This is a genomic window from Xanthomonas boreopolis, assembly GCF_046529185.1.
Lineage (GTDB): Bacteria > Pseudomonadota > Gammaproteobacteria > Xanthomonadales > Xanthomonadaceae > Pseudomonas_S > Pseudomonas_S boreopolis.
Genome location: NZ_CP097162.1, coordinates 326,066 through 351,096 on the forward strand (window position 1 = coordinate 326,066; position 25,031 = coordinate 351,096).

The window sequence follows — 25,031 nt, forward strand, 5'->3', positions numbered from 1 at the left end:
TCGTTCCGCGGGGGTTCGGCGCGATCGGGGCGCTTGGGCGGAAATACGGAGAACGGCTCGGTTTCATGCTTGGGCTCGCAGGGGAGGGGGCTACCCGCTTCCTGCGGGACGACGCGTGCCTATTCTGCCGGCTGCGACGGACCGGCGCGCACGCGGGAGATCGTGCCCACGGACGGGCGGGCCTCCATTGTCCCCAATGCAGTCCGGAGATCCGGGTGAAGCGCCTCGTGGGAGGGACTTCAGTCCCGGCGTGCCTTGCCGGCGCCGTTGGACGATCGCGATTCCTGCTCCGTCCGGCGGCCGAACCACGTCGCCCGGAGAGCGGGGCGACGACGAACCGCTACAATCCGCGATCCCCACGCAATCGCCTTCCGCCGCATGCAGCTGATCGATATCGGCGCCAACCTCACCCACGACTCCTTCGACCGCGACCGCGAGGCGGTGCTGCAGCGCGCGCGCGACGCCGGCGTGGTCCAGATGGTCGTCACCGGCGCCAGCCGCGAGCATTCGCCGCTGGCCCTGCAACTGGCGCAACGCCATCCCGGGTTCCTGTTCGCCACCGCCGGCGTGCATCCGCACCACGCGGTGGAGTACACCGACGAGTGCGACGCCGAGATGCGCGCGCTGCACGCGCATCCGGAGGTGGTCGCGGTCGGCGAGTGCGGGCTGGACTACTTCCGCGACTTCGCGCCGCGCCCGGCGCAGCGCAAGGCGTTCGAGCGGCAGCTGCAGCTGGCCAGCGAGAACGGAAAGCCGCTGTTCCTGCACCAGCGCGACGCGCACGACGATTTCATCGCGATGATGCGCGGCTTCGATGGCCGCCTCGGCCCGGCGGTGGTGCATTGCTTCACCGGCGAACGCCGCGAGCTGTTCGACTACCTCGACCGCGACTGGTACATCGGCATCACCGGCTGGCTGTGCGACGAGCGCCGCGGCGCGCACCTGCGCGAGCTGGTGAAGCACGTCCCGGCCGAGCGGCTGATGATCGAGACCGACGCGCCCTACCTGTTGCCGCGCACGCTCAAGCCGATGCCCAAGGATCGACGCAACGAGCCGATGTTCCTGGCGCACATCGTCGAGGAACTGGCGCGCGACCGCGGCGAGGAGGTGGCCCAGGTGGCCGCGGCGACCACGGCCGCCGCGCGTGGATTCTTCCGGCTACCGCAAGCGCCTGCCGCCTAGGCGAAGACCTTGCGGGAGCCGCTCCCGCAAAAAGGCTGCTCCCGCAGGATTCCATTGCCCGTCTAGGCCACCGAGCACAGCTCCCAGCCCTGCGCGTCGTACAGGCACAGCCCGGGCGGCGGGCCCTGCACGCGCACCCGTACGCCCTGCGCCCACGGCAGCCGCTTCTGTTCCGGGAACCAGCGGCGTTCGTGGTCGACCACGATCAGCAAGCCTTCGTGATCGCCGAGCGGCGCGAACACCGGCGTCGGTTCCTCCAGCGGCTGCATCCGGAAATGGTTGCCGACGCTGCGGGTCACCCCGGTGACGTTGGCGCTCGGCAGGCCGACCTCGCTGACGCACAGCAACTCGCTGCCGTGGAAGGGCCCGTGCACCGATGCCGGGGCCGGCAGGCGCTTGCGCGCGATCAGTTCCAGCACCGCGCAATCCGGGCCGGCGAAGTACACCGATTCCGAGTCCCAACCGCGCGCGAGCGGGAAACGCGAGGTGCCGCGCATGTCCTGCAGGATCGGCGCGCGCTCGCCGATCCAGCGGACGGCTTCCTCGAACCGGTCCGGCGCGACGTTGAACGCCAGGTGCGTGCAACCGACCACGCCCTGGGCGGGCACCAGTTCGATCTCGCTCCAGCCGATGCGCACGCGCGTGCCTTCCACCGGCAGCTGCAGCACGTCGCGATAGAACGCCGCGCTGGCGGCGGGGTCGTGGGTGGGCTGCTGCAGATAGACGATGCGCATCGGGCCAGTCCGGAGGAAAGGAGGGCCCTATTGCACGACCTCAACCTTGGTTGAGGTCAAGAGGCTTCCCGCGTCATCGACCGGGCGAGCCGGGTCAGGTGCTGCACCACCACGGTCTCGCGGCCGGGCAGCGAGGCCAGCGCCAGCCGCGCCAGCGGCACGTGGCCCTGGATGTCGATGTAGCGCACGCCCGGCAACTGCACGTGGGTCATCGCCTGCGGGACCACCGACACGCCCAGCTCGGCGGCGACCAGGTTGCAGATCGAGGCCATCTGCGGGGCCTCCTGGCTGACCTGGAGGGTGAAGCCGGCGAGCCGGCACGCCTGCGCGATCTCGTCGTACAGGCTGGGGCCGAAGCTGCGCGGGAACAGGATGAACGGCTCGCCCGCCAGCGCCGACAGCGGCAGGCGCGCGCGCCCGGCCAGGCGGTGCGCCGCCGGCAGCGCGATCTTCATCGGCTCGTCGGGGAAGTGCAGCAAATTCAGGCCGACCGGGGTCAGGCTGCTGGGGCGGATGAAGGCGGCATCGAGCTGGCCGCTCTCCATCGCCTTGAGCAAGCCGACGGTGTTGGTTTCCAGCAGCACGATGGTCACCTGCGGCCAGGCGCGCTGGAAATGCCGGATCAGCTTGGGCACCACCGGGTTGAACGCCGCCGAGGCGGTGAAACCCAGGCGCAGTCGCCCGCGCTCGCCGCGCGCGGCGCGCTGCACCGATTCGACCGCGGCATCGACGTCGGCCAGCACCCGGCGCACGTCCAGCAGGAACGCCTCGCCGGCCTCGTTCAGCTCCGCGCCCTGGTGGGTACGGCGGAACAGCGGCGTGCCCAGTTCCTTCTCGAGCGCCTGGATCTGCTGGCTCAGTGGCGGCTGGGCGATCCCGACGCGGGCGGCGGCGCGGGTGAAATTGCCTTCCTCGGCGACGGCCAGGAAGTACCGGAGGTGGCGCAGTTCCATCCCAAGATGCCCGGGGTATGAGGACTGCGGGGATCATATATTGGACAGATTGTTTCAGGAGGAAAATAATTTCGCCGGCTGTTCCTTGTCCCCAGGGAGAAGGGCCCCTCACCCCAACTCCTCTCCCGGAGGGAGAGGGGCTTTGCCGCCCCCTTCGATGCAGGCAGCACCCGCCACTCCTCCACGATCCGTCGCCCGTGAACACTTCCACCGCCCGTCCCGTGGACGCGGCCGCTCCCGCCCTGGCACGCATCCGTATCGCACTGTTCCTGGCCGGTTTCGCCACGTTCTCCCTGCTCTACAGCGTTCAGCCGCTGCTGCCCGAGTTCGCCCGCGAGTTCGGCGTGGATGCCGCCACCAGCTCGCTGCCGCTGTCGCTGGCCACCGGTGCGCTGGCGCTGGCGATCTTCTGCGCCGGCGCGGTCTCGGAGAACCTGGGGCGGCGCGGGCTGATGTTCGTCTCGATCGCGTTGGCGGCATTGCTCAACCTGGCCGCGGCGCTGCTGCCGCATTGGGGCATGCTGGTGGCGGCGCGCACGCTCTCCGGCATCGCCCTCGGCGGCGTGCCGGCGGTGGCGATGGTGTACCTGGCCGAGGAGCTGCCGGCCGAGCGCCTGGGCGCGGCGACCGGCCTGTACGTGGCCGGCAACGCGTTCGGCGGCATGAGCGGGCGCATCGTGATGAGCGTGCTCACCGACCACCTGGGCTGGCGCGGCGCGCTGGCGGCGCTGAGCGTGCTCGACCTGCTGTGCGCGGTGGCGTTCGTGCTGCTGCTGCCGGCCTCGCGTCATTTCGTGCGCCGCCATGGCATCAATCTGCGCTACCACCTGCGCGCCTGGCATGGCCACCTGCGCGATCGCCACCTGCCGTGGCTGTTCTCGATCCCGTTCCTGCTGATGGGCGCTTTCGTCAGCGTCTACAACTATGCCGGGTTCCGGCTCGGCGGGCCGGAGTTCGGCCTCAGCCAGAGCCAGATCGGCCTGATCTTCAGCGCCTACGTGTTCGGCATCGTCAGCTCGTCGGTGGCGGGCTTCGCCTCGGACCGGTTCGGCCGCGGCCCGGTGGTCCTGTACGGCGTGCTCGCGTGCATCGCCGGCGTGCTGGCGACCCTGCTGCACTCGCTGGCGGGGGTGATCGGCGGCATCGTGCTGCTGACGATCGGCTTCTTCATCGCGCACTCGGCGGCGAGCGCGTGGGTGGGCCGCCTCGGCGGCGCGAACCGCAGCCACGCCGCTTCGCTCTACCTGCTGGCGTACTACATCGGGTCCAGCCTGATCGGCTCGGTCAGCGGCTGGTTCTGGCAGCATGGCGGCTGGGGCGCGCTGGTGGCGTTCCTGTCGCTGCTGCTCGCCCTCGCGCTGCTGGCCGCGCAGGTCCTGCGCCGCAGCGCCGACGACTCGCGGCCCTATGGCCGGTTCGGGCCGCACCCGCCGCGCGGGGAGTGAAGCGGCGACGCGCGGCGCTTGCATGGCGGGCGCGGCGCCGCCATGTTGGAAAACCATGAGCGCCTCGCCCGCCGACCTGCAGGATTTCATCGAACGCCACCGGCGCCTGTTCGTGCTGACCGGCGCCGGTTGCAGCACCGGCTCGGGCATTCCCGACTACCGCGACCGTCAGGGCGGCTGGAAGCGCCCGCAGCCGGTGACGTTCCAGGCCTTCATGGGCGAGGCGGCCACGCGCCGGCGCTACTGGGCGCGCAGCCTGCTGGGCTGGCCGCGCTTCGGGCTGGCACGGCCGAACGGCACGCACCACGCCCTGGCGGCGCTGGAGGCGCGCGGCCAGTTGGAAGTGCTGCTGACCCAGAACGTCGACGGCTTGCACCAGGCGGCCGGCAGCAGCGAGGTGATCGACCTGCACGGCCGCCTCGACACGGTGCGCTGCATGGATTGCGAGCAGCGCAGCCCGCGCGAAGCGCTGCAGGCGCGGTTGGCGGCCGCCAATCCCGGGTGGGAACAGTTGCAGGCGGGCATCGCGCCGGATGGCGACGCGGACCTGGACGGGGTGGATTTCGATGCGTTCGTGGTGCCGGCCTGCGAGCGCTGCGGCGGCCTGCTGAAGCCGGACGTCGTGTACTTCGGCGAGAACGTGCCGCGCGAGCGCGTGGCACGCGCCAACGAACACCTGGCGCGGGCGGATGCGGTGCTCGTGGTCGGTTCCTCGCTGATGGTCTATTCCGGGTTCCGCTTCGTGCAGGCGGCGGCGCGCGCGGGATTGCCGGTCGCTGCGCTGAACCATGGGCGGACCCGCGCCGACGAACTGCTGGCGCTGAAGGTGGAGCACGATTGCGCGGGGGCGTTGGCGTTCTTGCTGGAGGGCGCGGCGGCGGCGTAGGGCGGCGGTGGGTGGTTTTCGTCGTGCCCGCCGTGGTCGTTCTCCGCGAGGCGCCGGCGACTTTGTCATCTCTCCGCTCTCGGCCGCCCTCTGTCGTCGTCCCCGCGAAGGCGGGGACCCAGCGACTTCGACGTCATCTGTCCGGCCCGATCTGTCCGGCCCCTGCCATCCCATCGTCCTGCTTAATCCTCCACCCTCATTCCCGTGAGGGAAGCGCTTTCCAGCAGCCGAACGGCCGATCGTCCATGGACGTGCCTTGGGCCATCGGCAATAGCAACAAGGGCAACGGTCCGGGGCCTGGTCGTCCGGCACCGGAGGCGGAAGGTCGCGCGAGCGGCGTTCTACGCATGCCTCCCGTATGACGCAGTGATCCATCGCGGGCGGTTGTAAGCGGCATCTTCCCGGGGTGGAATGGCGGTTTCCCGGTCATCCGCAAGGTCGTCTCTTGAGCCAGTTGTTCTCGCCGCTATCGCTCGGTCCGCTCGAACTCGCCAATCGCATCGTGATCGCGCCGATGTGCCAGTACTCGGCCGAGGAGGGGCGGGCGAACGACTGGCACGCCCAGCATCTGGGTAACCTGTCGCAGTCCAGCGCGGGCTTGCTGATCCTGGAAGCCACCGCGGTGGAAGCGCGCGGGCGCATCAGCTGGGCCGACCTGGGCTTGTACGACGACGCCACCGAGGCGGCGCTGCAGCGGGTGCTCGAGAGCGTGCGGCGCTGGTCGCCGATGCCGATCGGCGTGCAGCTCGCGCACGCCGGGCGCAAGGCATCCACCGAGCGCCCGTGGGACGGCGGCGGGCCGATCGCGCCCGGCCACCCGCATGGCTGGCAGACCGTCGCGCCGTCCGCGCTCCCGTTCCATCCGGGCGCGCCGTCGCCGCACGCGCTGGACGCGGCCGGCATCGATGGCATCGTGCAGGCCTTCGTCGACGCCGCCCGCCGCGCCGAGCGCCTGGGCCTGGACCTGATCGAGCTGCATGCCGCGCACGGCTACCTGCTGCACCAGTTCCTGTCGCCGCTGAGCAACCGGCGCGACGACGAGTACGGCGGCTCGCTGGACAACCGCATGCGGCTGGCGCTGCGCGTGTTCGACGCGGTGCGCGCGGCGGTGCCGGACAGGATCGCGGTCGGCGTGCGCATCTCCGCGACCGACTGGGTGGACGGCGGCTGGGACCTGGCGCAGAGCATCGCGTTGGCCAAGGCGCTGGATGCGCACGGCGCGCACTTCATCCATGTGTCCAGCGGCGGCCTGGATCCGCGCCAGCAGATCGCGCTGGGCGCCGGCTACCAGGTGCCGTTCGCCGAAGCGATCAAGGCGCAGGTGCGCATGCCGGTGATCGCGGTCGGCTTGATCACCGACCCGATGCATGCCGAGGCGTTGCTGGCCGAAGGTCGCGCCGATGCGGTGGCGTTGGCGCGCGCCATCCTCTACGACCCGCGCTGGCCGTGGCATGCCGCCGCGACGCTCGGCGCGAAGGTACGCGCCCCGTCGCAGTACCTGCGGTGCGAGCCGCGCGAGGCGCGCGGCCTTTTCGACATGTGAGCGGCGGCGGGATCACGCGATGACATTGGGTTTTCTCGGTCTCGGCACGATGGGCCGGCCGATGGCGAGCAACCTGCTGCGCGCCGGTTTCGCGACGACGGTATGGAACCGCGGCCCGGCGCCCGCGCAGGCACTGGCCCGGGAGGGCGCGATCGCGGTGGACGCGCCGGCGCAGGCGGCGACCGGGCCGCTGCTGTTCTCGATGCTCGCCGACGACGCGGCCGTGCGCGAGACCCTGTTCGGGCGCGGCGTGCTCGACGCGCTGCCGGCCGGCAGCGTGCACGTGAACATGGCGACGATCTCGGTGGCGCTGGCGCGCGAGCTGCACGCGCTGCATGCCGAGCGCGGCGTCGCCTACGTGGCCGCGCCGGTGCTGGGCCGCCCGGACGTGGCCGCCGCCGGCCGGCTCAACATCCTCGCCGCCGGCGACGAGCGGGCCATCGCGCGCGTGCAGCCGATGTTCGACGCGATGGGCCAAAAGACCTGGCGTTTCGGCGAGGCGCCCGAGCGCGCCAACGCGGTCAAGCTCGCCGCCAACTTCTGCCTGGCCAGCGCGATCGGCACGATGGCCGAAGCTTCCGCGCTGGTGCAGGGCCATGGAGTGGCGCGTGCCGATTTCCTCGAGATGCTGACCGGCACGCTGTTCTCGGCGCCTGCCTACCAGGGCTACGGGAAGCTGATCGCCGAGCGGCGCTACCGGCCGGCCGGTTTCAAGGCCACGCTCGGACGCAAGGACGTGGACCTGGCGCTGGCCGCCGCGCAGGCGCGCACGGTGCCGATGCCGCTGGCGGAGCTGCTGCGCGCCGCCCTGGACGACGCGATCGCGCACGGCGAGGGCGATGCCGACTGGGCGGTGCTGGCCGAGGTCGCCGCACGCCGCGCCGGGCAGGCCTGAGCGCAGCCGCGACGGTTTCGTCGGAAAACGTCGACCGGCCGCGCCCACGCCTTCGCTATCATTGGCCGGATGCGACCCGACTACATCCTCACCCTGTCCTGCCCCGACCGCACCGGCATCGTCTACCGCGTCAGCGGGCTGCTGTTCGAACTGGACTGCAACATCCTCGACGCGCAGCAGTTCGGCGACGAGGAAAGCGGGCGCTTCTTCCTGCGGGTGCATTTCGACATGGCCGACGGCGCGTCGGTGGCACGGCTGCGCGAGCGCTTCGCCGTGCTCGCGGCCGATTACGCGATGGACTGGCAGGTGCACGACGCGCGCCGGCGCGCACGCCTGCTGGTACTGGTCAGCAAGCAGGGCCATTGCCTCAACGATCTGCTGTTCCGCGCGCACAGCCGGCAGCTGAAGGTGGACATCGCCGCGGTCGCATCCAACCATGCCGACTTCGCGGGGTTGAGCGCGTCCTACGGCGTGCCGTTCCACCACCTGCCGGTCAGCGCCGAGAACCGCGCGCAGCAGGAGCAGCAGATCATCGACCTGGTCGAGCGCGAAAGGATCGACCTGGTGGTGCTGGCCCGCTACATGCAGATCCTCTCGCCGCGGCTGTGCGAGGCGTTGGCCGGGCGCGCGATCAACATCCACCACAGCTTCCTGCCCAGCTTCAAGGGCGCGCAGCCGTACCACCAGGCGCACGCGCGCGGGGTCAAGATCATCGGCGCCACCGCGCACTACGTGACGCCGGACCTGGACGAAGGCCCGATCATCGAGCAGGACGTGGCGCATGTGAACCATGCGATGACGCCGCGCGACCTGGTGCGGGTGGGCAGCGACACCGAGTCGCTGGTGCTGGCGCGCGCGGTGCGCCGCCACGTCGAGCACCGCATCCTGCTCAACGGGCACCGCACGGTGGTGTTTCGCTGAAACCGGCGACCCTTGGCGCTCGACAGGGCACCGCTGCGCGACCATGCCGGCCATCGCACCAGGCTAGGGAATGGACATGGGCGCCTTCAGCATCATTCACTGGACCATCCTGCTTGGGATCGGGTTGCTGGCGGCCGGGACCGGCCTGCTGGTCTGGGTGATCCCGAGAATGATTAATCGCCCCGGCGCAAGCGGATCGGCGCCTCCCAGCGATTGACAGCCGCTGGGCGGGCGGTGCGCTCCACGCACGGGCTGGCCCGCGCCGCGACGTCCTTATGCGATGGCGACGCCGGCGCTCTGCAACGCCGCGCGCGTCGGTGCGTCGCCGGCCGGGGTGACCGGTCGGGTCAGCTCCCACAGGAAGCGCACGCGGAAACCGGCGGCGACCGCGTCCTGCGCGGTCCACAGCACGCAGTAGTCGCGGGCCAATCCGCACACGTGCACCTCGGCGATGCCGCGTTCGCGCAGCCAGCCGGCCAGCCCGGTGGCCGGGCGCGTCCCGTCCGGTCCGTGGTTCTCGCGGAACGCGCTGTAGGAATCGACCTGCTCGCGCGTGCCCTTGCGCAGGATCAGGTCGGCGACGGTCCAGTCCACGCGCCGGTCCAGCGCGGCGCCCTGCGTGCCCTGCACGCAGTGGTCCGGCCACAGCGTCTGCGGATGGCCATGCAGTTCGACGACCTCGAACGGCTCGGCACCCGGATACTGGCTGGCGAAGGAGGCGTGCGTGGGCGGGTGCCAGTCCTGGGTCGCGACCACGGTGGCATAGCGGCGCGCCGACAGCAGGCGGGCGATGCCGGGCACGATCGCGTCGCCCTCGTGGCAGGGCAGCGCGCCGCCGGGCATGAAGTCCGGCTGCAGGTCGACCACGACCAGCGCGGTATCGGCGGGGTAGGCGGACATGGGGCGGCATCCACGGGGAGCGGGACGCCAGTCTAGTGCGTGCCGCACCGGGAGATGGGCTTTCCATCGGCAGCCGGCCCGCGGCCTCCGCCGGCGTCAGGAGGGGCGCCGCCGGCCTTCACCGCGCATGTCCGCCCCGGCGCGGATCATCCGGGCAGTGCCGGGAGAGGAGGAGCGGACCATGATCGCTGTTTCCGACGTCGCGATACGGCTGCTGCTGGCAGCGTTGCTGGGTGCGGTGATCGGCATCGACCGCGGGCGCCTGGAATGGGCGGCGGGCCTGCGCACGCACATGCTGGTCTGCGTGGGCGCCGCGCTGGCGATGATCGTCTCGGCCTACGGCTTTTCCGACATCCTGCGCCATCCGCAGGTGATCCTGGATCCTTCCCGCATCGCCGCGCAGGTGATCTCCGGGGTGAGCTTCATCGGCGCGGGCACCATCCTGTTCCTGCAGCGCGAGCGCGTGGTGCGCGGCCTGACCACCGCGGCCGGGCTGTGGGCCGTGGCCGCGATCGGGTTGGCCGCGGGCAGCGGATTGTATGCGGCGGCGATCATGGCGACGGCGTTGATGTGGACGATCCTCGCGCTGCTCAAGCCGCTGGAGCGGCGGTATCTCAACCAGCATGGCCGCATGAACCTGCAGGTGACGCTGCGGCACGGGACGCCGCTGGTCGGCGTGGAGGACGCGATGGCGCAACTGCAGCTGCCGCTCCGGCGCATCGTGCTGCGGCGCCACGCCGACGGCGAGGACACCCTCGAGATCCGCTGCGCGCCGGACATCGGCCAGGCGCGGTTGCTGGAAGCGGCCGGCCGGCTCGCCGGCCTCGAGGGCGTGGTCGCCGTGGCGACCCCCGATTCCATGCACGAGGCCAAGGAAGACCGCCGACCGGAGTGAAGCCGCCCCTCCGCGGAGGGGCGGGTCCTTCAGGCTGCCTGCGCGAGATCCTCGCGCAGCCGGTGGGCGGCCGCGACCATCGCCCGCAACGCCGCCTCGGTCTCGGCCCAGCCACGGGTCTTCAGCCCGCAGTCCGGATTGACCCACAGCTGCTCCGGCGCGAGCACCGCGCGCGCCTTGCGCAGCAGCTCCACCATCTCCCCGGTCGAGGGTATGCGCGGGCTGTGGATGTCGTACACGCCCGGCCCGATCGCGTTGGGATAGCGGAACCTCACGAAGGCGTCGAGCAGTTCCATGCGCGAGCGCGAGGTCTCGATCGAGATCACGTCGGCATCCATCGCCGCCACCGCCTCGATGATGTCGTTGAACTCCGAATAGCACATGTGGGTGTGGATCTGGGTGGCGTCGCGCACGCCCGAGGCCGCGATGCGGAAGGCTTCCACCGCCCACCCGAGATAGGCGTCCCGGTCGGCGCGGCGCAGCGGCAGGCCTTCGCGGATCGCCGGCTCGTCGATCTGGATGAGCCCGATTCCGGCCGCTTCCAGATCGCGCACTTCGTCGCGCAACGCCAGCGCGATCTGCCGGCAGGTGCTGGCGCGTTCCTGGTCGTCGCGCACGAACGACCATTGCAGCATCGTGACCGGTCCGGTCAGCATGCCTTTCATCGGCCGGTCGGTCAGCGACTGCGCGTATGCCGACCAATGCACCGTCATCGGGGCCGGCCGCGCCACGTCGCCGTAGATGATGGGCGGCTTGACGCAGCGCGAGCCGTAGCTCTGCACCCAGCCGAGCTTGGTGAAGGCGAAGCCGTCGAGCTGCTCGCCGAAGTACTCGACCATGTCGTTGCGCTCGAATTCCCCGTGCACCAGCACGTCCAGCCCGATCCGTTCCTGCACGCGCACGCAGCGTTCGGTGTGCTCGCGCAGGAAGGCCTCGTATTCCGCGGCGCCGAGCCGCCCGGACTTGAAGCGCGCCCGCGCCTCGCGCACTTCCCGGGTCTGCGGGAACGAGCCGATCGTGGTGGTCGGATAGTCGGGCAGCCGCAAGGCCTGCTGCTGGGCGAGCATGCGTTGCGGATAAGGGCTGGCGCGCCGTGCCGCCTCCGGGCCCAGCGCCGCCAGCCGGCGTTCCACCTCGGGCCGGTGCACGCGCGGCGAACGGCGGCGCGATTCCAGCGCCTGGCGCGCCTGTGCCAGCCTGGCCTCCGCCGACGGACGGCCATCGAGCGCGTCGGCCAACGTGCGCAGTTCGCCGAGCTTCTGCCTGGCGAACGCGAGCCAGCTGCGCAGTTCGGCATCCAGCGCCTTTTCCTGGTCGAGGTCCACCGGCACGTGCAACAGCGAGCACGATGGCGCCAGCCACAGCTTGTCCGCAGCGACATGGCCCCGTGCATAGCGCGCCAGGGTGAGCGCGTTGTCCAACGCCGCGCGCCATACGTTGCGCCCGTCGACCAGCCCGGCCGAGAGCGTGCGTCCGGCCGGCAGGAGCCTGAGGACGGCATCGAGCTGTTCGGTGCCGCGCACCAGGTCCAGGTGCAGGCCGTCGACCGGCAGGGCGGCGGCCACTTCGAGGTTGCCGCCGAGCGGGCCGAAGTAGCTCGCCAGCAGCAGCTGCGGACGCGGGCCCGACGCGAGCGCGGCATAGGCGTCGCGCAACGCCTGCTGCCAGCGGGCGTCGAGATCGAGCGCCAGCACCGGCTCGTCCAGCTGCACCCAGTCCGCGCCGGCGGCCTGCAGGCGCGCGAGCAATTCGGCGTAGGCCGGCAGCAGGCGCGGCAGCAACGCAAGCCGGTCGCTGCCGTCCACGGTCTTGGACAGCCAGAGGAACGTCACCGGTCCCGGCAGCACCGGGCGGGTGCGGATGCCCAGCGCCAGCGCTTCCCGGAACTCGGCGACGGGCTTGTCGCCCCGCAGCCGGAACGCCTGGCCGGCGTGCATTTCCGGCACCAGGTAGTGGTAGTTGGTGTCGAACCACTTGGTCATTTCCAGCGCGTGAAGGTCGATGCCGTCGCGCTGCACGCCGCGCGCCATCGCGAAGTAGCCGGCCAGCGGATCGGCGTCGGCCAGGGCGCGGTAGCGCTCGGGGATGGCGTCGAACAGCACCGCGGTGTCGAGCACGTGGTCGTACAGGCTGAAGTCGTTGCTCGGCGGCACGTCGACGCCGGCCTCGACCTGCAGCCGCCAGTGCCGCGCGCGCAACTCGCGCGCGCTGTCCTGCAATTGCGCGGCGCTGGCTTGGCCTTGCCAGTGGCTTTCCAGCGTGCGCTTGAGCTCGCGCCGCGCGCCGATGCGCGGGAAGCCCAGGTTGGTGACGATCGTCATGGTGTTTTCCTCATTGCGGTCTTGGGCATTGAGGAACGAAGGAACCGCGCACCGTGCTTCCCTGCACGCCGCGCCAGCGACCTCCGCCCCCGCGGGCGAACCGACGCCTGCGGGCACGACGGACGGCGTCCGCCACGGGGCGCACGCACGTCCGGCCGCTCCCCGCGGAGCGCCAGGTCGAAACGGAGGACGCTCGTGTCCCCCGGCCCAGGCCGGTATTCGGGCTGATGGACGGGCCGTGCATGGCACGGGGGCCTACTGTCCGCCGCTTCCCAGGCCCATGCAGGCGCCCAGTGCTGTTGGCGGGGGTCGTTTCCATTCACCGCTGCGGGGCAGCTCCGGAATGGCGGCAAGGCCGCTTCACCGGATTCCCGTTTAAATGCATCGCTTCATCCGAATGAAGCGATGCATACCTCGGCGGCGCACATGGTGGCGGCAGGACGACGGCGCGTCAAGCGCGCCCGCTTGGGCAGGTTATGGGAGGAAACGGACGAAAGCGGGCGTGCGGGATATCCGGTCCGAGGGGCCGCTTCGCATCGGGCAGGGGTTCTCGGGCACGGCGAGCGAACCACGCCGGTGGTCGTCGATGCCCGCACCAGCGACCTGGATGGTGCAGGGCGCTTCGGCCCGGTCACTACGCGTCTGCCGGCAGGTCGATGAGGTAACGGCCAAGGCAGTGCGTCCTCGTTGCTGGTTGGTTGGACTCCGCATGGTTTGTTCCATCGCGGCCGACCGCGTAGCCCATGCCGGTACCCAGCGCCAGAAGGAGCAAGGCTGCAACACTCGCGGTTCGCCTGGGTCGCTCGCTCATGGCCAAGCGAAATCCTCCAATACCATGCCTGCGCAGATCGCCCGAGTCCGATGTCCTGCGCGCCCGGCTTGCGGACGGCGGCCCTAGGGCCTAGCAGCGAACCAGGCCAGGTCTGCTCGGTCCCGGCTCATCTCTGCCGGAGCGTCGAAAGGATCGCATCCCACAGCGCGATGATCTCTTCTTGGCGAGGAGAAGGAACAGGATCGTCCTCGTCGCCGACATCCATTCCCACGGTGACGCCATTGGGCGCGGTATCGGTCTGCCATCTCAGATGGTAGACCTCGACCCCGCTGTTGAGCACCTTCTTCCATACGAGTTCCTGGCCGGGCATTCCCTCCAGGTCGCGCGTTCCGTCGCGCAGCGACTTGACGGTCTTGGGGTAGCCTGGATCGCTTGCCGCGCTGGGATCCTCCGCCAGGATGTCCTTGGCCGCGTTTCGCTCCCGCTCGATGTCGTAATGGATATCCAGCGCTTCATCCGCCAGGGAGTTCTCGTTCTCGAGCACGCTAACCCAAGCCCGTGCACCGTGCCATTCGCGGATGGTGGCCTGCATCGAGGCAAAAAGCCTCTGGTTGCCCTTGTCCAGATACAAGCCATCCAGGCAGAAGGCTCCGGAAGGCGCAACGGCACCGGCCCCGATAGGGTGCATGTCCTTGACGAAGTCGAGAAGCGCGGGAACCTGTGGTTTCTCCCCCGTCGCGACCGTGGTGCTCAATCTGTAGCCGCCATTCCCTGGCCACATGTAAGCCTCGACGTTGTAGGTATAGATGTCGACGGGCGAGCTACGATAAAACAAGACGCGGAGGCCGCCGATATCCTCGGCGGCTCGGAGGATATAGCCCTCCTTCTCATGATTCTGGGAATGCAGGTCTTGTTCGCGCGCTTCTACCTGCCTGAAGAAATCGAGCCGGTCGGCGGATCGCTGGCGCTCGATGGAGAACACGCCTACTTCCTGGTTCCAGGCCGCGGAAGAAGGCGACGGCAAGGCTATCTCCAACCGGCCGACGCACTGGATGCTGAGAGGGATGTTCGCTTTCATGTCGTTTGTCGATGACTGGTCTTGGCTGCGGGTACAGGCGCAAGCAAAGACCAAAGGGATGATCCATAGAATCTTCTTTGTCACTTTATTACCTGAACTGATTCGATGGATCGGACGATCGCATCCAGAACCGATAGGCGTACGCGTTCGTCGCCGTAACTTGCATCATGTTCGTAGCCCGGGACATGCTTGCAAACCAATCTTGCATGTGGATCAAGACCCGCAGCGGATGACTTCATCGGCACGGTGGAATCTCCGGGATCGGCCTTGCGCAGTATCGTTGCTTTCAACTCGATCCCGGACTCGTTGCGGAGATCCATCCTGTCGTTGCCATCGTGCCTGAAACGGACGAAAGCGGGCGTGCGGGATATCCGGTCCGAGGGGCCGCTTCGCATCGGGTTGGGGTTCTCGGACACGGCGAGCGAACCACGCCGGTGGTCGTCGATGCCCGCGCCGGCCACCTGGATGGTGCAGGGCGCTTCGGCCCGGCCACTACGTGGCGCCGGGCCTCGGCCTCAGCGTCGCAAGGATCGAATCCCAGATCTCCAGCATCTCCTCGTCGGAAGCCGGGGAGGCCGCGGTTTCGCCCGACGTGCTCAGTTCGAGCGACATGAAAGGAAACGCGAGCGAGTTCGCCCGTCCCTGGGTCTCCCACAGGAAGTGGTAGCTGCGCCGTCCGCCGTCATCGCCGCGCACCAGCAGTTCCTGTCCCTTCAGCGGCCCGATGTTCCGCTCGCCGCGACGCAACGTCTTCATCCGCGCCACGGCGCCCTCGAACCCGGGCGGGACGTTCGATGCGCGCTTCAGCAGGTCCATGTCCGGCTTGCCGGTGACGTAGGACATCAGCTTGATCGAAACGCCGGGGTATCGTTTCAGCCCGATGCCGGCGGTGAACTCCTCCTGGTTGAGTTCACGGTCCGCGATGAACCCGCGGTCGAAGCAGAACCCCGCCTCGTCCGGGATCTCTTCGTTCGCGCGATAGCGCAGCGTCCGCGTCAGGAGCTCCTGGCCGAACGCCTGCGCATCCGCGCGCGCCTGCGGCGTGGCATCGCCATCGCCTTCGAAAACGTAGAGCACCTGCTCGCCGCGGAAGTAGGCGACGTCCTGGTACCGGTACAGCCCGCGGCTGTTCGGGCTCGCCCAGGACACGTACATCCGCCGCCCGGGCGCGAACTCCACCCGGTCGACCAGCATCCCGCCGCCATGCCCGTGGCGGCTGCCCTCCAGTTCCGCTTCTCGGGCAGCCATCCTCCGGTCGAACTCCTGCTGGGTGACGCCGGGAAACGACGCGATCGTGCCGTCCGCGAACTTGTAGCGGGAGCGCAGGCTCGCGTCTGCCGGCAGGTCGATGAGGTAGCGGCCAAGGCAGTGCGTCTTCTTCCCCGGTTCACTCTGCTTCATGCGATCTCCTCCGCCATAGTCCGTTGCGATCACGCAGCCGCTCAACACCAAGGCCAGGAGGGCGAACACGTTGGCCCGCTTCGATTGGGTTCTCATGCCCAGTCGGCCCCCTTGGCAATCCTGACGATCCCATACAGGGTCGCCCACTGTGCCCGCACGTCGTTGTAGGCGGACTGGTGCTCATATCCCTTGTCCTTTCCATTGCCGTTCTTCCTGACGTATGCACCTATGCCTTGGTCGCCTTGCCTGAAGATCGCCTCCACCCCCGCGTCTCCGGGAGCGCCGCCGGACTCGCTCGGCACCGTGCCGTCCCCGGCCCCGATGGGATCGGCGAATTCCAGCCTTATGCTTCCTGCGCCGCCCGTGACCGAAAGACGCCCGTTTCCGTCGTCGTTCTCCACTTGAAGTTCGTCGGGCAGCCCGGACAAGCGGCCTTGCCATCGCGTTTCCGACCAGGTCTTGCTTCGCGTATCCGCGCCGTAGTGGCAGAAGGCGGGTTTGGCATACTTCATCGAGAATTGCCTGTGAAACGCCTGGACATCATCGATCTTGGCATCGAATGCAGTAAAGCTGCTCCTGCTCCCGCCGATGGACTTGATCTTCTGCGTGTTCGAAGCCAGCTTCCCTGGCTCGATGAGGTCCTCGTTGTGCTTCGGGATGAGGCCATACCACGCCCTGTTCTTGTAGATCTCTTGATAAGGATCCCCCGATGCCGGCAATGCGCATCCCGGCATCGATTCGGCGGCGTCGCCGAGCTTCAACCATGCACGCCCGCCTGCATAGTCGAACGTGGGGGTCAACTCCAGTGCGCCGGGGGCATTGGCGGCGACAGCCACGACTTCGGCCGCGTCCCGCCCGAGGATCACGCTCTCGATACCTTCGTACCCGCAACGGACGTGATGATAGAAGGCCGGCGCGCCCGTGGCGGGCATGGCGCCGTGCACGACACCCAGAACCTTGTCGAAGCCATGGATCTCGGTCAGGGCGCGCGCCACGAATCCCCCCATGGAGTGGGTAACGAGGATGACCTTCATCTTTGCGCGCTGGTCTTCGGGATAGCTCGCGAGGATCTTGTCTTCGATATAGGCCTTGATGTCAGCTGCCGACTGTATGTTCGACTGCAACCAGTTGTAGCCCCCGGCCCACACTTCGTAACGATACCGGGCCGCTTGCTTCAACTCGTCTTCGGAGAGCTTCGGGTTGCCGTGTTGCTCCCCATAGTCGGAGGGTTCGCGCTGTCCTTCGGCATCCCACCATTCCATGGCTTCGCAGGCTTTCAGAATGTTATTAAGACGAAGCTCCATCTGGGCCATGATCGGGTTGTAGGCCGACCTCATGACGCTTCCCCAGCCGCGCTGGCGGGCAAGTTCCTCGTTGATCGTATCCTCGGCGTTGATCGAGCCACTTGGGTCGACCTCGACGTTCGTCGGGTCCAACTGTCGCTTGCGGGTGGCAGGCCCTTTGAACCAGAAGGCGAAGAGCTGGGCCAACGCGTCCAGAATGGATCCGACGCCGTCCATGTTCGGCGGGCGCCACACGGAGTTTCCGCTGTCCAGCGCCTTGAGATTGGTACCCATGATGCCGGGCAGGAACACGATCGGGATGACCGCGGCGGGTGGCATCAAGCACACCTTGTCGCGCGTGTCCTGGCTCGGGGTCAAGCGAGGCCTCGCGATCGGCCGGCCTTGTTCGTCCCTGTCCGATGCGTCGATGATGTGGTCGTTGCCGTTCTGGGTCATCGGATATCCGTTCATGCCTTGCCGATGATCTTGATCGCGATGTCTTCCGGACCCAGGCCTTTCTGTACCGGAAGTCGCCCTTCGCCATCCGTCACCAACTGCAGTCGCGCGCCATCCGCGCGCGTCAGTTCGACGCGCATGTTCCGCAGAGGTTCGTTGGTTGCGCGATGTCGCAGGATGTAAGGATCGTCGAATTTTGCCTGAGGCCACTCGTTCATTTCGCGGCTCAAGTGCGTAGCGCCCAGGAACGACTTCTTGGCGGCATGCACGGTGATCTTGCCCGGGCAGGCGATGCTGATGTTGCCGCCCTCGATCGTCACGCTCGCCCCGCCCGCCGTCGCCAGCCGCACCCGCTTGCCCGCCGCCAGTTCCACCGCCGCGTTCGCGCTGACGACCTTCAGCCCCTGCCGCGCCTGCAGCCGCACCTCGTCGTTCTGCGCCTGCAACTCCAGCTCGCCCTCGCCGCTGACCACGCTCAGGGTGTGGCCCTGCGTGTTGCCGCCTTCCACCGCCGCCGCCAGCACCCCGATCGCCTGGCCCGCATGCAGCCGCGCATCGCCGGCCACCGCCACCTCGCTGCCTCGCCCACTCGCCAGCGTCAGCGTCTCCCCCGCGCTCCAGTGCAGCGCCTGGCCCGCCACCAGCCCGATCCCGGCCGGGGCCGCCAAGCCCAGCAGCGGATCGCCCGTGTGCGGCACCCGGTCCGCCCCGGGGCTGGCGCTGCGCTCGTGCGCCGCCCCTTCGGCCTCGCCGTAGGCCGTGCCCGGCACCGTCGTCGACACGCTCGTCAGCGTCGCCTGCAGCGGCGCCTGGTCCGGGACCAGCTGCGACACGCCAGCCTGCTTGACGCCCTCGGCCGCCGCCAGCCGCGCGGTCTGGTGCGTGCCGGCCGCCTGGGTGAAGGTCTTGCCCAGGGTCTGCAACTGCTTCAGCAACGCCGCCGGTTGCGCCGCCGTGCCGGCCGGACGGGTTCCGTCATGGCCGTACGCGCTCAGCCACAGCCCGCGTTCGGCCCGGACCGCGCCCCACGCGTCGGTGCGCAGTTCGAAGCCTTCGCCGCGGAAGCTGCCGCGGTAGTTGTCCGCCTGGTGGATCAGGTGCCCCAGGTTGAGCTGGCTGGCGTACTGGCTGCTCGACAGCTGCAGGCGCAGCTGCCCGTCGCTGTCGTCGAACAGCAGCCGGTTGTGGCCCGACCCGCCCCATTCCTTGGACTGCACGCCCCACAGGGCGCCGGCATGCCGGTGCGCCTGCTCGCCACCGCCGGCCGCATGCCAGGCCGGGGCATGGCCGCCGGCCAGGTTGGCCTGGGCACTGGCGCGCGCATCCGTGGCCTGGGCGTACAGGCTGGCCGGGTCCTGCCCGGCCGCCTCGCTGCGCCCGCCCGGCGTGGCCGCCACCCCGGCCTCGCCGCGGCCGTTGTACAGCGCGCCCAGCACCACCGGGCGGTCGATGTCGCCTTCCAGGAACCCCACCAGCACTTCCTGGCCGATCCGCGGCAGGAACTGGCTGCCCACGCCCGGGCCGGCATAGCGCTGGCTCACCCGCAGCCATGCCGTGTCGCGGTCGTCCGCCGCCTGGCCCTGCTGGAAGTGCAGCTTCACCCGGATCCGGCCCTGCGCATCGGCATACACCTCCTGCGCGCCGTTCGGCGTGGTCGCCCCGTCCGGGCCGACCACGATCGCGCTCTGGTAGCCCGGCGCGGTCGGCCGCGGGTTCGTGCGGGCGCCGGTCTCGTCCTCCAGCACCGGCCGCCATGGCCGGTCGCGCTCCACGGCCTGGAACCGGTGGGCATAGCCGACCCGGGCCGCCAGCGCTTCCACCTCGGCCGGCACCGCCAGCGGCGGCGTGGCCGGGGGCAGGGCCTGCTCGAGCGCTTCGCGCGCGTCGGTGGGCAGGTTGTTCACGCCCACGTGTTCGATCCGGCTCAGCCACAGCTGCGCGGCCCCGCCCGGCCACTGGCTCACGGCGAACCACTGCCCGGCGGTGAAGCTGCGCACGGTGCCGCGTCCTTCCCAGGCCGACCAGGACGCTTCCTGCGCCTGCGCCATCAGCCGGGCGTAGCGTTCGGCCTCGGCGCTGCTGGCGTAGGCGTATTGCCCGGCCGGCTCGTACAGCTCGCGCGGCGTGGCGTCCCCGCCGGCCAGCGGCAGCTGCGCGCTCAGCGCCCGGCTGCTGCGGTAGTCGTGGCTGAGCACGGTCAGCTGGCTCGAGCCCAGCGTGCGCCGCCGCCCCAGCGCCAGCACGCTGTCGCTCGCCTCGGTCGCATCGCCGCGGTGGAAGCGCACCCCGCCTTGCGCCGCCGAGGCCGCCTCCTGCGGTTGCTCCCCGCTGGCGGCGAAGATCACCAGCCGGTGGCCGCTGGCCGCCTCCCCGTCCGTCTCCCAGCGCCAGCCCAGCCCTTCCTCGGCCAGCAGCCGCGCCACGAACGCCAGGTCGCTCTCGCGGTACTGCACGCAGTAGCGGCGAGGCCGCGCCTCGGACAGGAACCCGGCCACCTCCTCGCTCCAGCGCCAGCTCGCCTGCGGCGCATACCCGGCGAACACCGCCTCGACGATCTCCACCACGCTGCGGTCCTGGAACACCCGGCTGTGGCGGCCCTGCGAGAGCCACCAGGTCCAGCCCACCAGCCGCACCCGGTAGCGCGCCAGCCCGCCTTCGCTGTCCAGCAGCGTCGCCTCGTTCACCAGTCCGCTGCGGGCGACCTGCCCGCCCCGCGCATCGCGCGTGTACAGCGTCGCCCGCTGGCCCAGCCAGCCCTCCAGCGCCAGACCCGCGTCCGCGGACAGCACGTCCACCCAGTAGTCGTACCCCCGCGAGACCTCCTCGCGCCCGTACCACCGCTCCACCACCTGCGCCGGCAACCCCGCCAGCTCCAAGCGGTGCAAGCGGCTCGCGTCGGTCAGACGCGCCGACTGCGTCAACCACGTCCTCAACGCTTCCATTGCGTCACCTGCAAAAGCTCGGCCCGGCCGACACGTGATCCGGCCAGGATTGCCCCCTGCGGGACGGAAAGTAGCAGGTTCGGGGCAGGCCGGCATCCGCGGCCTGCCCGGCACGAGCCCGGGCCTCGGCGAGGCGATAGGAGCCGCCGGGACGCCCGGCCGTACCGGGCTCCCGGATGGGCCGGGATCAGTTGCCCGGATTGAAGGACAGCGTGCGGCGGGTGGTGACCGGGGCCGGCACCGGCTCGAATCTCCAGCGCTTGACGGCATTGAGCGCTTCGCGGTCGAACACGCGCGGCGGGGTGGCGCGCAGGACGCGCGAGTTGGTCACCGAACCGTCGGTGCCGACCGTGATCTCCACCAGCACTTCGCCGGCGGTACCGGCGCGCAGCGCATCGGGCGGATACCGCGGAGCGGGCGTGCTGATCGGACGCAGCGACGGTGCCGTGGCCGCGGCCGGCGCGGCGGGCCGTGGGGCCGCCGGTTGCGCGGAGGCGCGCTGGTCGGCTTCGCGCTTGGCCGCGGCCTGGCGCTCGGCCTCGGCGGCCTGCTGGCGCGCGGCTTCCTGCTGGGCGGCGATCTGCTGGGCCGCGGCGGCCTCCTTGGCCTGCTGCTCGGCGAGCCTCTTCTGTTCGGCTTGCTGCTGCGTCCTCTGTTCGGCTTCCTTCCTGGCGCGTTCGGCTTCCTGCGCGGTGCGCGAAGCGGCGTTCTGGAGGCCATTGGCGATGCCGGACTTCAGGCGCGGCAGCGCCGGGGCCTTGGCGTCGACGCGCTCGATCAGCGCGACCAGGCGCTGGGCTTCCGGGAAGTCCTCGCGGGCGATGCCCTGCTCGGCGGCGATCAGCGTATAGGGCAGCAGGTCGGTCAGTGCGCTGGCGACGCTGGCATCGCCGGGCTGCTTGTCGCGCAGCGCGAGGTAGTACTCGACGGCGTTGTCGCCGGCCGGGGCGTACATGCGGTTCTCGCGCAGCGCCCGGGTCGCGGCCTCGCGCAGCTGGTCCACCGACATCCCGGCGACCTGCGGCGAAAGCGCGGCATCGGCGGCGGGTGCGGCCGGCGTACCGGCGGGAGCAGCGGCCGGTGCGGCGGCGGGCGCGTTCTCCGCCGGTGCCGGCGACTCGGCGGCCGGCTTGTCGCCCTGGCCGGAACAGGCCGCAAGGCCCGCCAGCAACATCAGCGGCACGATCCGTCGTGCCTTACGGCCCATCTTCAGATCCGACATGTTTCCCCCTTGGCGCGATTGCGAATGAACGGCTGCGGCGTTGGAACGCCGCCGGCTTCTCCCGGAACCGGCGGCGGATTCCGCAATCTAGCATCGACCGGCGCGCTCCGGTCGGCCCGGAGTGCGCCGGTCGTGGAAAAAACCGTGATCCCCGCCACGTCAGTGGGCGGTCTCGCGTCCGTGCGCCGACGGGGCCATCAGCCGGTCGGTCCAGGCGATGCCGATCGCCGAGAGGATGAAGACGCAGTGGATGATGGTCTGCCACAGCACGCCCTCCCCGGTCAGGGTGGCGCAGCTGGCCTGGCCGACCTGGCCGGCGGTCTTGCTCAGCACCTCCGGGGCGCACAGCGGCATGCCGCCGAGCGCGCCGGCGGCGATGAAGGTCTTGAGCAGGTGGATCGAGGAGATGCCGATGATCGCCATCGCCAGCTTCACCTTCAGCACCGAGGCGTTGACGTGGCTCAGCCACTCGGGCTGGTCCGGGTGGCCTTCCAGGCGCAGCCGCGAGACGAAGGTCTCGTAGCCGCCGACGATCACCATCACCAGCAGGTTGGAGATCATCACCACGTCGATCAGGCCGAGCACGATCAGCATGATCTGCTGCTCGCCCAGGCTGGGCGCCTCGTGGACCAGGTGCCACAACTCCTTGCCGAACAGGAACACGTACACGCCCTGGGCGAGGATCAGGCCGAGGTACAGCGGCAGCTGCAGCCAGCGCGAGGCGAAGATCAGGGCGGGAATGGGCGAAAGCTTCTGCGAGGACGACATCGGGCAATGGCAGTGCGGGGAAGGAGCCGCAGGGTAGCGGCGCATCCATGAGCTGCCAAGCATCGCCGGCAGGCATGCGGACGGTGCGAAGGCGGCCGGTCAAGGACCTGCCCGGGTGTTGCCGTGCGCGGTTCCCGGGCCTGCGTTCCGGTGGCACAGCGCCAGCAGCGGCGAGGCCATCAGCGTCGTGACCAGGGTCATGCCGAACAGCAGCGTGAACAGGGCGGGGCCGATCACGCCGCTGTCCAGGCCGATCTTGATCACCACCAATTCCATCAGGCCGCGCGCGTTCATCAGCGAGCCGACGGCGAGGCTGTCGCGCCAGCCGTATCCGCTCAGGCGCGCGCCCACCGTGCAGCCGAGCACCTTGCCGGCGATCGCCATCGCCAGGATCAGCGCGAACGCGCCGATGCCCGCGCCGGCGAACGCATCGGGCGTCGTGGCCTGGCCGGCCAGCGCGAACAGGACCGGCATCAGCAGCGTGACCGCGATCGGCTCGATGCGTTCTGCCAGGTACCGCAGCAGGCGGTCGTCGCGCGGCAGGCAGGTGCCGAACAGGAAGGCGCCGAAGATCGCGTGCAGGCCGATCCACTCGGTGACGGCGGTGCAGGCCAGCAGGCCGACCAGCACCCAGGCCAACGCCTGGCGCGGGAATGCGTCGTCGCCGGCATGCGCCTGCAGCAGGCGTGCGTACAACGGCTTGAGCAGCACGAACACCACCGCGACGGTGGCGATCGCGCCGGCGGCGGTGAACAGGATGCTGCCGTGTTCGTTGCGGCCGGTCAGGGTCAGCACTACCGCCAGGAAAATCCACACCATCGCATCGTCGATCACCGCCGCGCCCAGGGCCAGCCGCCCCGCGGTGGTGCGAGTCATGCCGCGGTCCTTGAGAATGCGTGCCAGCACCGGGAACGCCGTCACCGACATCGCGGCCGAGATGAACAACGCGAACGGCCAGAAGGCCACGCCCGCCGGCGCGAAGCGCGGATGCAGCCAGGGGGCGATCGCCAGGCCGAGCGCCATCGGCAGGACGATGCCGAGCAGGCCGGTGGCGAACGCCGAGCGCACCTGGGCGCGATTCCCTTCCGGCGCGCGCAGCTCGAGGCCGACGACGAACATGAAGAGCACCACGCCGAGGGTCGACAGGCTCGACAGCGCGGGCAGGCTGTCCCTGGCGAACAGCGCCGCATGCAGGCCTGGTTGCCAGGCGCCGAACACGATCGGGCCGAGCAACAGGCCGGCCGCCATTTCCCCGATCACCGGCGGCTGGCCGAGATGCCGGAGCAGTCTCCCGCACAGGCGCGCCGCGCCCAGGATGACGATGAGCTGGACCAGCAACAACGAGGTCGGATTCATGCTGTGCATCCTGTCAGGATCGAGGTTCCCCATGCGCCCGCGCCGGGCGGCCGCGTCCCCGGGCGGCAGGCGCGGAAGCGTAGCGCGGCGAGGGGCGGGAATTCACCCGTTCCGGGCAGGCATGGAAGGCGGATCCCGGCGGCGCGTCCTCGCCGCGTCATTGCCCGGGTGTGCAAAACGCTGTGTTGCCGCCGTCTTCCCGTCCGCTTGGCCTACTATCGCGGTCTTTCCCGCGCCGCGGCGCGATCCTCGTCCACGATCGGAGCCTTGCCATGATCGACCTGTACTACTGGCCCACGCCGAACGGCCACAAGATCACCCTGTTCCTGGAGGAGGCCGGGCTGGACTACGCGATCAAGCCGGTCAACATCGGCGCCGGCGACCAGTTCAAGCCGGAGTTCCTGCAGATCTCGCCCAACAACAAGATGCCGGCGATCGTCGACCACGCGCCTGCCGACGGCGGCGCCCCGGTCAGCGTGTTCGAGTCCGGCGCGATCCTGCTGTACCTGGCCGACAAGACCGGCCGGTTCTCCGGCGCGAGCGTGCGCGAGAAGGTCGCGGTCAACCAGTGGCTGATGTGGCAGATGGGCGGGCTGGGCCCGATGACCGGCCAGTACGGCCACTTCAACGTCTATGCGCCGGAGAAGATCCCCTACGCGATCGAGCGCTACACCAACGAGGTCAAGCGCCTGCTTGGCGTGCTCGACCGCCAGCTGCAGAAGCATGCGTTCGTCGCCGGCGGGGACTACAGCATCGCCGACATGGCGATCTATCCGTGGATCAACCCCTACGACGGCGCGCCGCTGGACATGGCGGCGTACCCGAACGTGCAGCGCTGGCGGGACGGGATCGCCGCGCGCCCGGCCACGCAGCGCGCCTACGCGCTGAAGCGGCAGGTCAACCCGAACGCCGGCAAGCCGCTCAGCGACGAGGAACGCAAGCACCTGTTCGGGCAGCGCTGATCGAGGCGCGGCGGGCCGCCGGGATCCGCCGCGTCCTGCGGAGGGCCGCGGCCAAGGCGGCCGCGACCGAAGCCGGCATGGGCATGCGGCGCAAGTAGCCGAGGGGTGGTTCACCC

General features: G+C 69.9%; 21 protein-coding genes and 1 riboswitch. Of the genes, 9 read left to right on the forward strand and 12 right to left on the reverse strand.

What is annotated here, in order from left to right:
- Window positions 1-378: 378 nt before the first annotated feature.
- A complete protein-coding gene (locus M3M27_RS01400; RefSeq protein WP_434026923.1) occupies window positions 379-1,182 on the forward strand; it encodes a TatD family hydrolase in 804 nt (267 codons plus the stop codon).
- Between the two features lie 62 nt (window positions 1,183-1,244).
- Here the strand turns inward: M3M27_RS01400 and M3M27_RS01405 are convergent, their stop codons facing one another.
- Together M3M27_RS01405 and M3M27_RS01410 are read right to left on the reverse strand one after the other, a co-directional pair.
- On the reverse strand, window positions 1,245-1,916 hold the full coding sequence (locus tag M3M27_RS01405; protein ID WP_434026924.1) for a VOC family protein: 672 nt from the start codon (window positions 1,914-1,916) through the stop codon (window positions 1,245-1,247).
- A gap of 56 nt (window positions 1,917-1,972) precedes the next feature.
- Entirely contained in the window at window positions 1,973-2,869 is an 897-nt protein-coding gene (locus tag M3M27_RS01410) for a LysR family transcriptional regulator (protein WP_140725225.1), read from the reverse strand.
- A 197-nt stretch (window positions 2,870-3,066) separates the two neighbouring features.
- Between M3M27_RS01410 and M3M27_RS01415 the strand changes: the two genes are divergently transcribed.
- From M3M27_RS01415 to M3M27_RS01440, 6 genes are all read left to right on the forward strand, one after another.
- Complete coding sequence (locus tag M3M27_RS01415) at window positions 3,067-4,314, forward strand: MFS transporter (protein ID WP_434026925.1); 1,248 nt, start codon at window positions 3,067-3,069, stop codon at window positions 4,312-4,314.
- Between the two features lie 55 nt (window positions 4,315-4,369).
- Complete coding sequence (locus M3M27_RS01420; RefSeq protein WP_434026927.1) at window positions 4,370-5,200, forward strand: NAD-dependent protein deacetylase; 831 nt, start codon at window positions 4,370-4,372, stop codon at window positions 5,198-5,200.
- 445 nt (window positions 5,201-5,645) lie between these two features.
- A complete protein-coding gene (locus M3M27_RS01425) occupies window positions 5,646-6,743 on the forward strand; it encodes an NADH:flavin oxidoreductase/NADH oxidase (RefSeq protein WP_434026928.1) in 1,098 nt (365 codons plus the stop codon).
- A 19-nt stretch (window positions 6,744-6,762) separates the two neighbouring features.
- Window positions 6,763-7,638 carry an NAD(P)-dependent oxidoreductase gene (locus M3M27_RS01430; RefSeq protein ID WP_140725240.1) on the forward strand — a complete coding sequence of 292 codons (876 nt, stop codon included), beginning with the start codon at window positions 6,763-6,765 and terminating at the stop codon, window positions 7,636-7,638.
- Between the two features lie 69 nt (window positions 7,639-7,707).
- A complete protein-coding gene (purU, locus tag M3M27_RS01435) occupies window positions 7,708-8,559 on the forward strand; it encodes a formyltetrahydrofolate deformylase (RefSeq protein ID WP_434026929.1) in 852 nt (283 codons plus the stop codon).
- Between the two features lie 76 nt (window positions 8,560-8,635).
- Entirely contained in the window at window positions 8,636-8,776 is a 141-nt protein-coding gene (locus tag M3M27_RS01440; RefSeq protein ID WP_434026930.1) for a hypothetical protein, read from the forward strand.
- Between the two features lie 56 nt (window positions 8,777-8,832).
- On the opposite strand, the gene pncA is transcribed toward M3M27_RS01440, so the two are convergent.
- Complete coding sequence (gene pncA, locus M3M27_RS01445; protein ID WP_140725244.1) at window positions 8,833-9,459, reverse strand: bifunctional nicotinamidase/pyrazinamidase; 627 nt, start codon at window positions 9,457-9,459, stop codon at window positions 8,833-8,835.
- A 181-nt stretch (window positions 9,460-9,640) separates the two neighbouring features.
- On the opposite strand from pncA, the gene M3M27_RS01450 reads away from it, so the two are divergent.
- On the forward strand, window positions 9,641-10,354 hold the full coding sequence (locus M3M27_RS01450; protein WP_434026931.1) for an MgtC/SapB family protein: 714 nt from the start codon (window positions 9,641-9,643) through the stop codon (window positions 10,352-10,354).
- Between the two features lie 29 nt (window positions 10,355-10,383).
- On the opposite strand, the gene metE is transcribed toward M3M27_RS01450, so the two are convergent.
- From metE to M3M27_RS01495, 9 genes are all read right to left on the reverse strand, one after another.
- Window positions 10,384-12,675 (reverse strand): 5-methyltetrahydropteroyltriglutamate--homocysteine S-methyltransferase, encoded by a 2,292-nt coding sequence (gene metE, locus M3M27_RS01455; RefSeq protein ID WP_434026932.1) that lies wholly within the window; start codon window positions 12,673-12,675, stop codon window positions 10,384-10,386.
- A 193-nt stretch (window positions 12,676-12,868) separates the two neighbouring features.
- Window positions 12,869-13,107: riboswitch (cobalamin riboswitch) on the reverse strand.
- A 506-nt stretch (window positions 13,108-13,613) separates the two neighbouring features.
- A complete protein-coding gene (locus M3M27_RS01460) occupies window positions 13,614-14,525 on the reverse strand; it encodes a T6SS immunity protein Tli4 family protein (RefSeq protein ID WP_434026933.1) in 912 nt (303 codons plus the stop codon).
- 80 nt (window positions 14,526-14,605) lie between these two features.
- Window positions 14,606-14,845 (reverse strand): hypothetical protein, encoded by a 240-nt coding sequence (locus M3M27_RS01465; RefSeq protein ID WP_434026934.1) that lies wholly within the window; start codon window positions 14,843-14,845, stop codon window positions 14,606-14,608.
- A gap of 172 nt (window positions 14,846-15,017) precedes the next feature.
- The gene (locus M3M27_RS01470) at window positions 15,018-16,022 is read right to left on the reverse strand and encodes a T6SS immunity protein Tli4 family protein (protein ID WP_434026935.1); all 1,005 of its coding nucleotides are present in this window, start codon (window positions 16,020-16,022) and stop codon (window positions 15,018-15,020) included.
- The gene (locus M3M27_RS01475; RefSeq protein WP_434026936.1) at window positions 16,019-17,665 is read right to left on the reverse strand and encodes an esterase/lipase family protein; all 1,647 of its coding nucleotides are present in this window, start codon (window positions 17,663-17,665) and stop codon (window positions 16,019-16,021) included. Before M3M27_RS01475 ends, M3M27_RS01470 begins: the two co-directional genes overlap by 4 nt.
- Before the next feature lie 11 nt (window positions 17,666-17,676).
- Window positions 17,677-20,607 carry a type VI secretion system Vgr family protein gene (locus tag M3M27_RS01480; protein WP_434026937.1) on the reverse strand — a complete coding sequence of 977 codons (2,931 nt, stop codon included), beginning with the start codon at window positions 20,605-20,607 and terminating at the stop codon, window positions 17,677-17,679.
- Window positions 20,608-20,794: 187 nt separating this feature from the next.
- Window positions 20,795-21,829 (reverse strand): energy transducer TonB, encoded by a 1,035-nt coding sequence (locus M3M27_RS01485; RefSeq protein ID WP_434026938.1) that lies wholly within the window; start codon window positions 21,827-21,829, stop codon window positions 20,795-20,797.
- A 159-nt stretch (window positions 21,830-21,988) separates the two neighbouring features.
- Window positions 21,989-22,597 (reverse strand): TIGR00645 family protein, encoded by a 609-nt coding sequence (locus M3M27_RS01490; RefSeq protein ID WP_140725364.1) that lies wholly within the window; start codon window positions 22,595-22,597, stop codon window positions 21,989-21,991.
- Between the two features lie 99 nt (window positions 22,598-22,696).
- On the reverse strand, window positions 22,697-23,953 hold the full coding sequence (locus M3M27_RS01495) for a cation:proton antiporter (protein WP_140725367.1): 1,257 nt from the start codon (window positions 23,951-23,953) through the stop codon (window positions 22,697-22,699).
- Between the two features lie 272 nt (window positions 23,954-24,225).
- Here M3M27_RS01495 and M3M27_RS01500 point away from each other — a divergent pair, with 272 nt between their 5' ends.
- Entirely contained in the window at window positions 24,226-24,915 is a 690-nt protein-coding gene (locus M3M27_RS01500) for a glutathione S-transferase C-terminal domain-containing protein (RefSeq protein ID WP_434026939.1), read from the forward strand.
- Window positions 24,916-25,031: the final 116 nt, after the last annotated feature.

Bases quoted from the DNA above. Each gene is read 5' to 3' on its own strand.
- M3M27_RS01400 (WP_434026923.1), top strand. From the start codon at position 379: ATGCAGCTGATCGATATCGGCGCCAACCTCACCCACGACTCCTTCGAC.
- M3M27_RS01405 (WP_434026924.1), bottom strand. From the start codon at position 1,916: ATGCGCATCGTCTATCTGCAGCAGCCCACCCACGACCCCGCCGCCAGC.
- M3M27_RS01410 (WP_140725225.1), bottom strand. From the start codon at position 2,869: ATGGAACTGCGCCACCTCCGGTACTTCCTGGCCGTCGCCGAGGAAGGC.
- M3M27_RS01420 (WP_434026927.1), top strand. From the start codon at position 4,370: ATGAGCGCCTCGCCCGCCGACCTGCAGGATTTCATCGAACGCCACCGG.
- M3M27_RS01430 (WP_140725240.1), top strand. From the start codon at position 6,763: ATGACATTGGGTTTTCTCGGTCTCGGCACGATGGGCCGGCCGATGGCG.
- purU (WP_434026929.1), top strand. From the start codon at position 7,708: ATGCGACCCGACTACATCCTCACCCTGTCCTGCCCCGACCGCACCGGC.
- M3M27_RS01440 (WP_434026930.1), top strand. From the start codon at position 8,636: ATGGGCGCCTTCAGCATCATTCACTGGACCATCCTGCTTGGGATCGGG.
- pncA (WP_140725244.1), bottom strand. From the start codon at position 9,459: ATGTCCGCCTACCCCGCCGATACCGCGCTGGTCGTGGTCGACCTGCAG.
- M3M27_RS01450 (WP_434026931.1), top strand. From the start codon at position 9,641: ATGATCGCTGTTTCCGACGTCGCGATACGGCTGCTGCTGGCAGCGTTG.
- metE (WP_434026932.1), bottom strand. From the start codon at position 12,675: ATGACGATCGTCACCAACCTGGGCTTCCCGCGCATCGGCGCGCGGCGC.
- M3M27_RS01460 (WP_434026933.1), bottom strand. From the start codon at position 14,525: ATGAAAGCGAACATCCCTCTCAGCATCCAGTGCGTCGGCCGGTTGGAG.
- M3M27_RS01465 (WP_434026934.1), bottom strand. From the start codon at position 14,845: ATGGATCTCCGCAACGAGTCCGGGATCGAGTTGAAAGCAACGATACTG.
- M3M27_RS01470 (WP_434026935.1), bottom strand. From the start codon at position 16,022: ATGAGAACCCAATCGAAGCGGGCCAACGTGTTCGCCCTCCTGGCCTTG.
- M3M27_RS01475 (WP_434026936.1), bottom strand. From the start codon at position 17,665: ATGACCCAGAACGGCAACGACCACATCATCGACGCATCGGACAGGGAC.
- M3M27_RS01480 (WP_434026937.1), bottom strand. From the start codon at position 20,607: ATGGAAGCGTTGAGGACGTGGTTGACGCAGTCGGCGCGTCTGACCGAC.
- M3M27_RS01485 (WP_434026938.1), bottom strand. From the start codon at position 21,829: ATGTCGGATCTGAAGATGGGCCGTAAGGCACGACGGATCGTGCCGCTG.
- M3M27_RS01490 (WP_140725364.1), bottom strand. From the start codon at position 22,597: ATGTCGTCCTCGCAGAAGCTTTCGCCCATTCCCGCCCTGATCTTCGCC.
- M3M27_RS01495 (WP_140725367.1), bottom strand. From the start codon at position 23,953: ATGAATCCGACCTCGTTGTTGCTGGTCCAGCTCATCGTCATCCTGGGC.
- M3M27_RS01500 (WP_434026939.1), top strand. From the start codon at position 24,226: ATGATCGACCTGTACTACTGGCCCACGCCGAACGGCCACAAGATCACC.